This window comes from Claveliimonas monacensis, from assembly GCF_014982975.1.
In the GTDB taxonomy this organism is placed as follows: domain Bacteria; phylum Bacillota; class Clostridia; order Lachnospirales; family Lachnospiraceae; genus Claveliimonas; species Claveliimonas monacensis.
This window is the reverse complement of record NZ_JADCKL010000003.1, coordinates 119,201-132,421: the sequence shown is the minus strand read 5'-3', so window position 1 is coordinate 132,421 and position 13,221 is coordinate 119,201. Positions and strand designations below refer to the sequence as shown.

The window sequence follows — 13,221 nt, the reverse complement described above, 5'->3', positions numbered from 1 at the left end:
TCTCCTCCTAAGCGCGTATCTGATAATAGATTTCTTTCAGCTGGGCTTTCTTCATGATCCGTGGAACCGGATACAAAGGATTAGCCTCCTTTGCCGCCCTCTTGGCCAGCATGTCAATGTCATCCTCTTTGATACCCTCCAGCTTGTCAGGAATGCCCATCCGCCTATTCATGGCCCTGATCTCGGCAATGAACGCATTGGCCTTCTCCTGATCGCTCTCCAGATCCTGTCCGATCTTCACAATGTCAGCCAGCTCGGCCAAAGACATGTGTACCGCACTTCCGTAGGCCTCCAACACATAGGGCAGGATCACTGCGTTTGCCAGTCCGTGGGGAATCCCGTACTCCCCTCCAAGGCTGTGGGCAATGGCATGGACATATCCCACGTAAGCCCTTGTAAATGCGGCACCTGCCAGGAAGGAGGCTTTCTGCATATTCTCTCTTGCCTCCATGTCCGTTCCCTCACGGTAAGCCCGCTCCAGATTCTTAAAGATCAGTTTCACAGCCGTCACACTGTCCTCTATGGTCTGGGCCGTATTGCTCTTTCCTATGTATGCCTCCACCGCATGCGTCAGCGCATCCATTCCAGTAGTGGCTGTGATAAAGGGCGGCAGCCCTCTGGTCAGCACCGGGTCAAGGACCGCATATTTGGGGATCAGCACAAAATCGTTGAGTGCGTATTTCTCGTGGGTCTTCTCGTCTGTCAGCACTGCCGCCAGCGTCGTCTCACTTCCTGTTCCCGCTGTCGTGGGCACAGCTATGAGCAGAGGGATGGGTTTTAATATCTTCAGCTCCCCCCGCATAGAGGATATCTTCTTGTGGGGCCGAGCCACTCTGGCGCCCACTCCTTTGGCACAGTCCATAGGAGACCCTCCCCCGAAAGCGATCAGTGCATGACAGCTGTGCTTCCTGTAGAGCTCCAGGGCCTCCTCCACATTGGCGATCGTGGGGTTGGCTGTTGTCTTGTCGTACACCACGCACTCGATCCCTTCCTCCCGGATCCACTCCAGGAGCTGGTGATGGAGACCCAGCGCCGCGATCCCGGGGTCTGTCACCAGCATCACATTTTTAATCCCCTTGTGCCGCAGCATGCCGGGGAGTTTTTTCAGGCTGTCCCTCCCTGTGATCATCTTTGGCTTGCGCCAGAAAGGGACAATATCCATAAAAAATTTCATCACCTTCTGAAAAAGTCTGCACCATAAAACATACATCTTCTCTCTTCTCCTTTGTCATTTCTCTTTTCTGAAGTCCGGCCTGGCCGGAACACAGTTCAGGGACAGGCTTTACACAGCCTGTCCCTTCTCGGCCTTTCATTCTCCCGCAGATACGTTCCCTACTTTTTGTTCATCCCGTCCAGATAAGGGATTTCGATAGGATCAATGGGATCTACCGGATTCTCGATCCTGCCCTTCTGCGTTCTCTTCCACTTTTTCAGGAGGGCTCCCCCCTTATTGTAAAACCAGAATGAATAGGGCAGGATCTTATTCATTTTCCCAAGCTTCTCCTTTGTGGTCTTACCGTACAGAGTGCCTCCCGCCTCTATATTGGCCTTCTCCCTTATCAAAGTGATCAGCTCCGTCTCACATGTCACCATCTGGGGCAGGATCGTGTATCCTTTTCCCACACATTCAATCTTGTGTGAATCACTGCCTCCAATCCCCACTTTCTGGTATTTCTGTGCCAGCCTGGCCGCCCTGGTGTTGGACTCCTCCGACTCGCAGGAATTGAACACCTCGATAAAGTCAAACCGCTTGATCGTCTCAGGAGATTTATAATATTTCTTCGTGTTTGTAAAACTCAGATACTTCTCCCCGCAGGGATGAGCCGGTCCCAGTATACCGCCGTGCCGGTGCACAAAATCAATCAGCATCTGCACAGGCATCCCCTTCAGCTCCAAAAGACGCATCTTCACTCCCTCAGGCATGATACAGATAATATGTCCCGCATCACAGGTATCGTACTCAATCCCTTTCAGCACAACAAAGTCCTCGTGCACTTTTCCCTTCAGCTCATATTTCCAGTGCCTGTACCCTTTGTATGTGTCGTGGTCTGTGATAAGCATCCCGTCAAAGCCATTCTCTTTCAGCTTTGTAATATAGTCATCCAAGCTTACTTTACTGTCAAGCGAACCTTCTCTCACATGACAATGCATATCAAGTTTCATCAGTAAGCCTCCTTTGCACTTTAATATGTCCCTTTAACATGATTTTATTATAGCACAAAGAAGGAAAAAAACCAATGCACCGCTCCTTACTGGAACCAGACGGCCATTTACTGCTGCTCTGACAGTCCTCTGCTTGAGCAATAGATCATCGCCAGTCCAAGGAGGCAGGCCGCCATATACACGGATCCATGTATTCCCGAATTTCCGAAACCAAATATCAGTGATGCCCCTGCCGCCAAAACAAAACCTGCTGTCATCAATAAAATCCGACTTATTCTGTACATAAAAGAACACCTCTCTTCCTATGGGTATACCATAGCAGATGAGGTGTCCTATAAATACGACTCGTTATTTTTCTTCCGTGTTATTTTCTGTCTCTTCCCCGTCATCAAGATCTGTGAGATCATCGTCAAGCAGCATCCTGGCCTTCTCAACTTCCGTCTCCACTGACTTTTCCTCTTTCACGGCTTCAGAAAAACGCTTTTCCTTCTTTCCAACTTCTCTGGACTTCATCATAAACTGAACAACCATTCCCAGTATGGCGAGAACTGCACATGTCCCGTATGTAATGAGGATATTCAGGTCAAGTCCAGTGAGGGCCGACACCGCCACACCGGACATAATGCCGCCTCCAATGGAAGAAAATACAATGATGATGGGATCCATCAGTATAGCCGCGATCACTGCAAGTACCAGTCCCACGCCCAAGCATATAAGATGGAAGGATAGTGTGCCCGGCATCAGGATCCATTCCAGCGCACCTGCTGTGAGAACCCATATGAAAAGGAACCCTCCCACTCTCCGAAGGATTGCTCCAAGGCAGGCAAACAATACAGCCCCCACGGCCGCTGCTGCCAGAACTGCTGCTTCCTGCAGTCCAAATGCAAAAGACAGGGCCAGGCCCGCTCCAGCTCCAAGGCAGACACCTGTTATGGCTGCCAGTATACGGATCAGCTTTAATCCAAAGAAACAGATGACAAGTCCCAGAACAGCAGCAACAACAGCCGGAACTATGCTTACCTGCATGGTCTCCTGTATGCTCTGTACGACCTGCGCCGTCTCCCCATCGGCCAGTTGATACATCATCGACATTAATTCGTCCATAACTTTCTCCTTTGTCCCTTTATTAATTATCCAGAAGTATTATATCATCTTTTTCTTTGCCTGTTAAGTACATATTTTTCCATTCCGGTGCGACAGACCCTACGCACAATATAGCGCAACGTAAACAGTAAAGACGGGCATCAATTTTATACGAAACTGACACCCGTCCCTACTTTCCTGGTTCAATCATTTTTCTTCCTTTCTCTACACATGTAGTAAAAAATGATTTCTTTTTTATACTGATCTTCTTTAATTTCATCGTATGACCTTTATCTGTCTGCTATAATTTTCCTGATACTAAAATCTTTTTCTCTGATATTTTCATATCCTGAAATAAAATCTTTTCTCAGTACTCTGGCTTTCAAATATCAGCCTTTTTGGATTTCCTTAATTATGATCAGTATAGATAGTTTAATTTTTTGGCGGTCCGTACCTCCTTTTCTTAAACTATTGACTTTGAAATTCAGCTTCTGTCTATAAATCTTCTCTGAGATATCAATTCTTATTATCCAACTGTAATAAGTTAATGATTCAGTCTCTTTAAACTTATAGAAATCATCTGTCTTTCAAAGTTAAAATAATAAACCTATAAAAAACTTTTTATATTCTATTTTTTATCTCGTTTATTATTTTGTAACTTAATATTAACACCATCCCTTCAATTTGTCAATATATAGTTCGTAATATTTTTTATTTTCTTTTAATTTTCTTATTGTATTAGAATATTCTGATTTTTATCCGCAACATTCCTGTCTTATTGCCAAAAGGAAGCCGGAGTTTTCTCCCCGACTTCCTTCGTTATGTTCTTAGTAAGCAACCGAACCTGTATCTGTTCCGTTCACCACATAGTAAACTGCGCCTTCTTCAGGCTTTACATAGAGGTCGATAGACTTAATGTCTGCCACTTTTTTCCCAAATGCTTTTGTCCAGCTCTTTTTAACAGCGGCGATCATGTCTTTTTCTTCCACTTCCCTGCCCATGTACTGAACATAGGTCTTTACCTTGATCTCTTTTTTAGCTGCAGGCTTCTTTGCCGGGGCTTTCTTCTGTGCGGTCTTCTTCTCTGCCGTCTTCGGCTCATCGGCTTTCTTTACAGCGGCGGTCTTTACCGGTGCGGAAGATGTTTTCTCTGTCGCTTCTTTTACAGTCTCTTTTGCAGCAGCTGTCGCAGCAGTTCCAACATTGGTTGATGTCTTCTTTACTGCTTTCTTTTCATCAACTTTTGTTTCTGCTGTTTTTTTTGTAGCCATTTCAATTCCTCCTAGATCTTATTGCTTACAATATTTTTTCTTTATGCCGTTCCTGTTTTAAGTCGTCAATATTATATCACACTCTCCAGAAAATGCAATCTCTCCTGACTACTGCTGTGAAAACTGCCCAATATTCAGATTATTGTCTGTTTGCTCTTAGCATTTCTGCCTATAAAAATCCTGCGTTTTTCCTATTTGGCCGTTGTTATGTAATTGCGGAGCACTGCCGCCACATTGCTGATCGGCATGGTCTGAAGCCAGATCCTGCCCGGTCCGGTGACGACTGTATTGAAGAAGCCCTCTCCTCCAAAGATCATATTTTTCACACCCGGGACAGTCCTGATCTCCATCTTGCAGCTGGCCGTCATGCCGGCCAGATGTCCCGTATCAACCACGATCTGCTGTCCTGCCTGGAGCTCGTACTCCACTACATGTCCGTCAAATTCCGCAAAGACCGTACCGTTCCCGCTGAATTTCTGCATGATAAAGCCCTCTCCGCCGAATAATCCGGCACCGACCTTCTTGTTAAAGAAAATGGACACATCCACTCCCGCCTCGCCTGCCAGGAACGCACTCTTCTGGAAGACCATCTCATTGCCCGGACTGATCTCGAAAGCACGGATAGACCCGGGAAAACTGGACGCAAAAGCGATCATTCCAGCTCCTCCTACAGCCGTATAGTTATTCTGGAACATTGCCTCTCCGGAAAACATCCGGCCAAAAGCTTTTCCTACGCCGCCATTGGTGGACGTCTCCATCTTCATATTGGGAGACATCCATGCCATGCCGCCGCCCTCCGTGATCATCGTCTCGCCGCCTTCCAGTTCACAGATAACTACCGGAAGCGTCTCACCCTGAATTTGATATCTCATAATTTTTCCTCCTCACTGAATAAAGTATTCTGATTTCAGGATACTATCCGGCACTTCGTTCTGTCAATATCAACCTTTCTTTTGTGAAGTGCCCGCTCCTGTCCGGAGGATACACTCAGAGTTCCACCTCAAAAGGAAGGCGGTCCAGGATATCTCTCTGCACGTCTACCCCCGGGTAGGTCTCAATAAGCTTCAGCCCCTTGGGCGTCAGCCGGAACACGCATCTCTCCGTCACGTACAGGACCTTCTGTCCGTTTGCAATGGCCCGTTCCGCCGAGAAGCTGACACTCTTCACCTTTTCCACGAATTTGGGGACAGTCCCCTCTCTTTCAATGGTCACGGTCCCCTTTTTCTGAGAGACCTCCAGTCCTTTGGTATCAAAGGTCAGGCAGAACACCACCGTGGGCGTTTTGGCTGTGATGTTGGCAAATCCGCCAATTCCCGCAAAGGCTCCCGGTCCACGGTGGGCATTGACATTCCCCTGGCGGTCCACCTCCAGGGCTCCCATAAAGCATATGTCCAGCCCTCCGTTGTCGTACAGATCGAACTGGTTTGCCATGTCGTACACGGAGGCCGCCCCTATCATAGCTCCGAACGCCTCCCCCGAGACAGGAAAGCCTCCGATGCCTCCGGACTCAACTGTAAGAGTCACCATATCCAGCATGCCGTTTTTTCGAGCGTGTCTGGACACCATCTCCGGGATCCCGATCCCGATATTGACAATATCGTCCACCCGCAGCTCCTTGGCCGCCCTTCTGCCGATGATATTGCCGGCTGCGCTGTTGCCCCGCGTCTTTGCGGATACTGTGTCTATCTTCTCATTCCACGCGCTCCACTGCGCATAGGGAATCTCAAAGCTTCCTGTCAGCGCAGTGTAAGCCTCGTTCCTCTCCTCCGGCTCCACTACCACGATGGCGTCAACCAGGCAGCCCGGGATAATGGCATTCCTCGGCCTTGAGGGTGTGTCCACCAGCCGGTCCACCTGGACGATCACCCTGCCGTGGTTGGCCTTGACCGCCTGACAAATGGACAGGGCGTCGCCGGACATGAACATATCGTCAAAGGAAATATTTCCCTTCCTGTCCGCGGCAGTACCCTTTATGAGAGCCACCGTGATCTTCGGCAGCTTGTAGTAGAGGAACTCCTCCCCGTCCACCTCCACGTATTTCACAAGAGAGTCGTCGATCGAGAGCCGGTTGATACCAGGTCCTTCCTTTCTCGGGTCTACAAAAATATCAAGCCCCACCTTGGAGAGCGCCCCCGGCAGTCCTCCCGCCTGCGCGCGGATGGCGTGGGAGATACATCCAAGGGGCAGGTTATATGCCTCAAAGCGGTCCTCAAGCACCAGCTTCTTTGTGCTTAACATAGCTCCGAAATGTCCGCAGATCAGGCGGTCCACCGCGCCCTCCCGTATGTACCCCTCCGCATTCCTGTTTTCGTCCCAGACGCCAAAGCCTGCGCTGGAGATCATCGTCAGATGGCTGGGAGACTGCATCCTCTGGTATCTTCTGTACAGCGCCTCGTGGAGCTCTACCGGGTTCTCTATCCCCACAAACGAATTGACGCATATACAGTCTCCATCCCGGATCAGGCGGATCGCCTCGTCAGCACTCATCACTTCATACATAACTACCATCCTCCTTACAGCAGGCCCGCAGGATTCTCTCGGGTCCTGCATATGCAGTCCATTTTATCAAAACAGGCCGGCAAAGTCCAGCCGCAGCCCAAAAGCTCCCTCTTCTCTCTTCTTTTATTCCGAGTACCGTATGCGGTCGATCAGGCTCATCTTCCGGAAGCTGCGGGAGACAGCACCGGTGAGGAGTACCTGGGTGAGCGCCACAACCAGAGCCAGGAGCACAGCCGGAAGAGCCGGGTAATGATAGCTGGTCACATTCATGATATTTTCCGCCTTCATGTACCGGAAAACGCCGTAGCCCGCAAGGCTGCCGATACCCAGCGCCACCGCCAGGGTCCCCGCCGTGTAGAACAGGCCCTCCATCTGCATCATGCCCAGGAGCTGCCTTTCTGACAGACCGATGGCCTGCATCATGCCCAGCTCCTTCTTCCTTGTGTAGATGCTGTTGATCATGGTGTTCACAAGGTTCATGATACCGATAGCTCCCAGGACGATGAGGAAGGCATATCCGAGGAGGGCGATGATGCCCATGCCGCTCTCCCATGTCTGAAGATGGGTGTCGTAGGTGTCTGTGGCCAGGTAGGGGCTGATCTGTGCCATAGCATCCAACGCCTGGAAAGCCTCTTCTTTCTGTTCTTTGTCCACCGTGATGACCAAAGTCTGGCTCAGGTTGGCCGAAGTGAACCGGACAAGAGACTCTGCAGGCAGAAGGAAGTTACCTCCGCAGATCCCCGATGGATATGCTCCCACCGCAGCGATCTCAAAGGTTCTCTCCACCGGTCCCTGCTCTGTCTCAAGAAGGAGCTTCACCTGACTGCCTGCCGTCAGATCCGGGAACCAGTGCTGAAGGCGCTGGTTCATGATGATCTTCTCCCCCTTTTTCAGCTCATCCCAATCTGCTGTCCCCTCTGTAATGCCGGACAGAATGACTTCTTTATAAGAGTCCTCATAGCCCTCCAGATTGGCCGTTGTGATCTGCCTCTCCGGGTCCAGATCCGAGAGGCTGCCCTGCAGCCAGGAGCGGACCTTCACCCCCTCCACGCCCGGGACAGAGCGCACCTCCTCTATAAAAGCAGAAGAAAGAGGATTGTCCTGCATAATGCTTGCCCAGGCCCGGTCCGGGTTCATCTTGTCCCCCTCCCAGCTGTCCACGTAGATCTGGTAATCCCCCTCAAACTCCTGCCGGGCAATCTCCTTCGGCGATGCGCAGGAGAGGACTGTAGCCACAGCCATAAAAAGAATGCCGATGGAGCCCAGGGTGAGGACTGTGAGAACGGTCCGCCTCTTGTTTCTCCCCAGGTTGGTTCTTGTGAGCCTGGAGATATTCAGGCTCTCATATCCCCTCCTGTCCTTTTTCCGGCTGCTGCCGCCCTGATAGCGCATGGCCTCCACAGGGGAAACCCTGGCTGCCAGGCGCATGGGCTTTACGAGGGACAGCCAGACGGTGGCAAGGACCGCCAGGATGGTCAGCAGGTAAATCCACCAGCGAAGGATGGGGACCTGTCCCTTTTCCAGCAGCTCGACGCAGAGCTGGTGCATGCCCGGCTCCGTGTAGGCGGTCTCGACATTGTCCGCCATTTTATAGATAGTGAGCAGCACCGGCCTGGCCAGGATACTGCCAAGAAGAAGACCGGCGGGAAGGGCTGCAAAGGCCACTGCCAGCCCTTCCCGGAACACGACCTGCCGCACCTGCCTCCTGGTAGCTCCCATGGCCCTGAACCGCCCGTACTCCTGTATCTTGGGCACCATGGACACATAGTAGATGCTGTAGATACAGAGGACGCCGGCCACGACCACCACCAGGATGATGGCCCCGATCCCGGTGTAAAGGCCCGGGTCCGTATAGTTGGCAAGAAGATAGGTGGTGTTGACAACTACATTGTCCCGGTCAACGCCAAAGTCCTCTCCCATCTCGCAGGCCCTCTCCTCCAGGGCGTCCACAGTCTCGATCCCATCCCCCTTCTCTTGGGTGTCCTTCAGCCTGAGCAGGACACGGTACGCCCTGTCCTCCGCAGGGACGGATGTGCGCATATAGTCCAGGGAGCAGATGACACCGTAGGCTTTGTTCTCCGGGTCTGTGTCCGTCTCAAGGAAACCGGTGATCCGGAAGGTGTCCTCCTGCTGCCACCCCAGACCTCCATCCTCCACCAGCTGAAAGGGCAAAGTCACCTGGTCTCCGATGCCGGCCTCCAGGCCGTACTCCGCAAGCAGCCCCCTGGAGAGGGCAATCTCCTTCCCCTCCCTGGGGAAATGTCCCTCCTCCAGCTCGATCTTGCTGAGACGAATCCCCTCCTCGTCCATGGCATAAAACCCAATGTCTGCGTCATCGTCAACGCCGTAGGCAAAATCCTCCCTCAGTCCCATGGTCTCGATCTCATTCTGGCTTTCCAGCCTCTGTACATTCTCCTCCGTCACGCCCCGGAACATGGCGTGGTAGGTGGGATAGTAGACATTGACGGCAGCCAGCTCCACAGATCCGGCAGCCATCCCTATGGTGATCGTAAAAAAAATAAGAAGAGTTGTCAGTAAAATGGCAAAACCGCTGATAAGGTTTCTCCCCCGATTCAGCTTCAGATTGGCAAGGGCTGTCTTTGTCACTGTCTTCATGCGCTCACCACCTTGCCGTCCTCGATGAGGATCATCCGGTCCGCCATCTGGGCGATGGTCTCATCGTGGGTGATCATCACAAGGGTCTGCCCGTACTCGCTGACGCAGCTCTTTAAAAGGCTGATCACGTCCAGCTCGTTTTTGGAGTCCAGATTGCCTGTGGGCTCGTCGGCCAGGATAATGGCCGGCCGCGCCGCCAGAGCCCTGGCGATGGCCGCCCGCTGCTGCTGTCCTCCAGACAGGGTGGAGGGCAGGGCGTGGAGCTTGTCCTCCATGCCGATCCGCCGGATGATGCCCATGACAAACTCCCGGTCCACCTTCCGGCCGTCCAGACCGATGGGGAGGACGATGTTCTCCCACACATTCAGGGATGGGACCAGATTGTAGCTCTGGAAGACAAACCCTATTTTCCTCCTGCGGAACACGGCCAGCCGCTCTTCCTTCAGTTTAAATATGTCTTTTCCCTCTATGAGGACTTTCCCGCTGTCCGGCCGGTCCAGTCCTCCCAGCATGTGGAGCAGAGTACTCTTTCCGGAACCGCTCCTGCCCACGATGGCGGTAAACTCGCCCCGCCAGATAGCAAGGTCCGTGTGATCAATGGCTTTGACCACGCTGCTGCCGGACCCGTAATACTTTACCAGGTCGATGGTCTCTAATATTGGTTTCATATCTGTTCAGCCTCCTTTTCTCGACTCTGGTATCAGTATAGTATGCCCGGTTTACAGGACGCTTACAGAATGCATAACAGAATTGTAAGGAAGCGTCACGATAAAATCGCTGCCTCCCCTCCTGCCCCGCTTTACACAGATGGTGCCTCCCTGGGCCTCCAGGATGCGTCGGGCCAGATAGAGCCCCACACCGGCTCCTTCCCCCTCCTGGACCTGCCGGGCATTTCCTCTGTAAAATCTCTGAAAGATCCGGTGGGCCTCCTCCTGGGGCACGCCTATGCCCTGGTCTTCAAATTCGATCATCACAGCGGAGGCCAGCCAGGAAACCCGCACTGTGACAGAGGTGTTCTCCGGGGAGTATTTCACCGCATTGTCCAGAATATTGGCAAAAGCCTCCCGCGTCCATTTTGGATCATGGGGGATCCTGCGGTCCTCAGATTCTTCCAGAGACAGGTCTATTCCCCGGCGAAAGGCCTTCATATAGACAGCCCCCACCGCTCCGGCCAGCGTCCCTCTGATCTCCTCCATCCGGGGACGGATCTGTATCATATCCGCCTCCAGCTTGGAAAGCTGGGTAAAACTGTTCAGAAGCTCTTCCAGTTTTCCCACCTCCTCCAGCTCTCTGCCGGACCATTCCTTTTTCTCCTCCTCTGTCAGCTCTGTAGTCTCTTTGATCTCCAGGCTCATCCGCAGGGCAGCAATAGGTGTCTTGAGCTGGTGGGAAATATCTGTCACCAGGGATTTTGTCTCCTGTTCTTCCCGGACAAGTCGCTCCCTTGCGCCCTCCTCCCTGAGTCTCAGCTCCTCTATGCTCTCCCCCAGACGCTCCCTTTCTTCCTCCGCCTTCTTCTGGGCCCGCAGGGCCAGCAGCACCGCCAGGGAAGCAGCCGCCACCCCACCTGCCAGAATGCCTCCGGCAAGGAAAAGATACTGGCGGACTGCCCTGTAGGCTCCGCCGTCCCGGGCGTTATAGCCGTATTTCTCCATGATCTGTTCCCCCAGATCTGCCGTCTCATTCGGGGCATCCCCGCCCATGATCCGGGCATAGCTGTCCTCGTACTCCGGGTGCTCCCTGACAAGAGCCCCCAGCTTCTGCTGATCCTCCTCCTTCACCGCTTCCCCCGCCGCGTGAAGAAGCGTGCCAATAGCCAGCAGTATAAGAAAGAGCAGCCCTGCAAGCAGGGCTACTCTCTGAAGCTTTCTTCTGTCCATATATAGCCAATCCCCCTTACATTCTGAATGTAGCTGCCTCCGATCTTTCCTTTGAGGCGGCTGATATTGACAGGTACTGTGTTGTCATCCACAAACTGGCCCTCCATGCCCCACACCTGCTCCAGAATCTGTTCCCTGGTAAGGATCTGGCAGGCGTTTTCCATCAGGCACAGGAGAAGCTGCAGCTCTTTTTTGCTCAGAGGGATAGGCTCCGGTCCCCCCTCCTGTCTCTGCCGAAAAGCCTTCATCTCCCGGAGGGAAAAGAGGATGTCACCGGAGAGGATCCTGACCGCAGGAGCCTCTTTTGCCCGCCGCATGAAAGCGTGGACCTTGGAGACAAGTACCATGAGGCTGAAGGGCTTTGTCATATAGTCGTCCGCCCCCAGGTCGTAGGCTGTCACCATGTCGATCTCCGAGTCCAGGGCTGTCAGGAACAGAATGAACACATCGCTGACCTGGCGCACCGTCCGGCAGAAATCCAGGCCGCTGCCGTCCGGCAGGCCCACGTCGCAGATGATAAGGTCCCATGCCGCAGAGTCAAAAAGTTCTTCTGCCTCCCCCAGGGAGAAGGCAGAAGAAACGCGGTATCCTTCTTTTTTCAGTTTCAGTGCAATGCCCTGGTTCAGGCTTTTGTCGTCCTCCACAAGCAGTATACTTTTCATGGGATATCCTCTCCTAAAATGTCCAGTCTTTTTCCTTAAATCCCACAAGGATCCGGTCCCCGTCTATGAGAAGGGGCCGCTTTACCAGCATGCCGTCACTGGCCAGAAGACGGATCTGTTCCTCCTGGCTCATATCCGGAAGCCGATCCTTAAGTCCCAGCTCCTTGTACTTCATGCCGCTTGTGTTGAAAAATTTTTTCACTGGCAGGCCACTCATCCCGATCCACTTTGTCAGTTCCTCCTCCGTGGGATTTTCCTCCACAATGTGCCGGTCCTGGAACGCGATCCCTCTGTCCTCCAGATATTTCTTTGCCCGCTTGCAGGTGCTGCATTTTGGATATTCAATAAAAAGCATGATGTTCTGTCTCCTTTTGTCGTTTTATGTGTTACTTCTGCCTGGACCGATAGATCGCCTCCAGCGCATCCACGATCCCATCCACTCCCAGAAGGCTGGCGTTAAAGAGGATCTGGTGGGACTCAATGCTTCCCCAGGGCCTTCCGGCGTGGGTCTCATAGTACATCCTTCTCTCCCGGTCCGTTCGTTTGATCTTATCCCAGGCCTGCTTTTCGTTCAGCTTATAGATCCGGGAAATCCGGCGGACCCGATCCTCCTTGAAGGCATGGATAAACACGTGAATGCAGTTGCTGTAATCTCCCAGAATGTAGTCCGCACATCTCCCCACGATCACACAGGAACTGCGGGCCGCCAGCTTCTTGACAAGCTCTGTCTGCACCCGGTACATCTGGTCACTGAGAGGTTCTACACTCTCCCCGCTCATAAAAGCGGTGTAGTCTCCCAGACTCGTCACATAGGAGGACAGGAATTTTCCAAGAGATGTCTCGTTGATATTTTCCGCAGCCTCGTTGCTGATGCCGATCTCCTGGGCCGCCATATGGATCAGATTTTTATCGTAGAGAGGAATGTCCAGCCGCTGGGCAAGCTTGTTTCCGATCTCGTGGCCGCCGCTTCCAAACTGACGTCCAATGGTTATGATGGTATGATCTGTCATATGGATCAGCTCCTTTCTTTATCTTCTGTCTTTATTA

The 13,221-nt window shown here is 52.4% G+C and carries 12 protein-coding genes; all 12 read right to left on the bottom strand.

Annotated features, from left to right (window positions below; translation table 11 throughout):
• Positions 1-7: 7 nt before the first annotated feature.
• The gene (locus tag INF30_RS06245; protein WP_226394582.1) at positions 8-1,210 is read right to left on the bottom strand and encodes an iron-containing alcohol dehydrogenase; all 1,203 of its coding nucleotides are present in this window, start codon (positions 1,208-1,210) and stop codon (positions 8-10) included.
• A 122-nt stretch (positions 1,211-1,332) separates the two neighbouring features.
• Positions 1,333-2,163, bottom strand: a complete 831-nt coding sequence (locus tag INF30_RS06240; RefSeq protein WP_076776739.1) for a PHP domain-containing protein — start codon at positions 2,161-2,163, stop codon at positions 1,333-1,335.
• 348 nt (positions 2,164-2,511) lie between these two features.
• Positions 2,512-3,267, bottom strand: coding sequence for a hypothetical protein (locus INF30_RS06235; protein WP_226394581.1), 756 nt, complete (start codon positions 3,265-3,267; stop codon positions 2,512-2,514).
• Between the two features lie 806 nt (positions 3,268-4,073).
• Entirely contained in the window at positions 4,074-4,517 is a 444-nt protein-coding gene (locus tag INF30_RS06230; RefSeq protein ID WP_076776735.1) for a DUF6465 family protein, read from the bottom strand.
• Between the two features lie 191 nt (positions 4,518-4,708).
• Entirely contained in the window at positions 4,709-5,389 is a 681-nt protein-coding gene (locus tag INF30_RS06225; RefSeq protein WP_076776733.1) for a TIGR00266 family protein, read from the bottom strand.
• A 115-nt stretch (positions 5,390-5,504) separates the two neighbouring features.
• Complete coding sequence (locus tag INF30_RS06220; RefSeq protein ID WP_226394580.1) at positions 5,505-7,016, bottom strand: CoA-transferase; 1,512 nt, start codon at positions 7,014-7,016, stop codon at positions 5,505-5,507.
• A 123-nt stretch (positions 7,017-7,139) separates the two neighbouring features.
• On the bottom strand, positions 7,140-9,632 hold the full coding sequence (locus tag INF30_RS06215) for an ABC transporter permease (RefSeq protein ID WP_226394579.1): 2,493 nt from the start codon (positions 9,630-9,632) through the stop codon (positions 7,140-7,142).
• Positions 9,629-10,300 carry an ABC transporter ATP-binding protein gene (locus tag INF30_RS06210; protein ID WP_226394578.1) on the bottom strand — a complete coding sequence of 224 codons (672 nt, stop codon included), beginning with the start codon at positions 10,298-10,300 and terminating at the stop codon, positions 9,629-9,631. Before INF30_RS06210 ends, INF30_RS06215 begins: the two co-directional genes overlap by 4 nt.
• A 51-nt stretch (positions 10,301-10,351) precedes the next feature.
• Positions 10,352-11,512, bottom strand: a complete 1,161-nt coding sequence (locus tag INF30_RS06205) for a sensor histidine kinase (RefSeq protein WP_226394577.1) — start codon at positions 11,510-11,512, stop codon at positions 10,352-10,354.
• On the bottom strand, positions 11,485-12,174 hold the full coding sequence (locus tag INF30_RS06200; RefSeq protein WP_226394576.1) for a response regulator transcription factor: 690 nt from the start codon (positions 12,172-12,174) through the stop codon (positions 11,485-11,487). Before INF30_RS06200 ends, INF30_RS06205 begins: the two co-directional genes overlap by 28 nt.
• Positions 12,175-12,187: 13 nt before the next feature.
• Positions 12,188-12,529 carry an arsenate reductase family protein gene (locus INF30_RS06195; RefSeq protein ID WP_226394575.1) on the bottom strand — a complete coding sequence of 114 codons (342 nt, stop codon included), beginning with the start codon at positions 12,527-12,529 and terminating at the stop codon, positions 12,188-12,190.
• A gap of 31 nt (positions 12,530-12,560) precedes the next feature.
• On the bottom strand, positions 12,561-13,184 hold the full coding sequence (locus INF30_RS06190) for a cytidylate kinase-like family protein (protein WP_076776719.1): 624 nt from the start codon (positions 13,182-13,184) through the stop codon (positions 12,561-12,563).
• Positions 13,185-13,221: the final 37 nt, after the last annotated feature.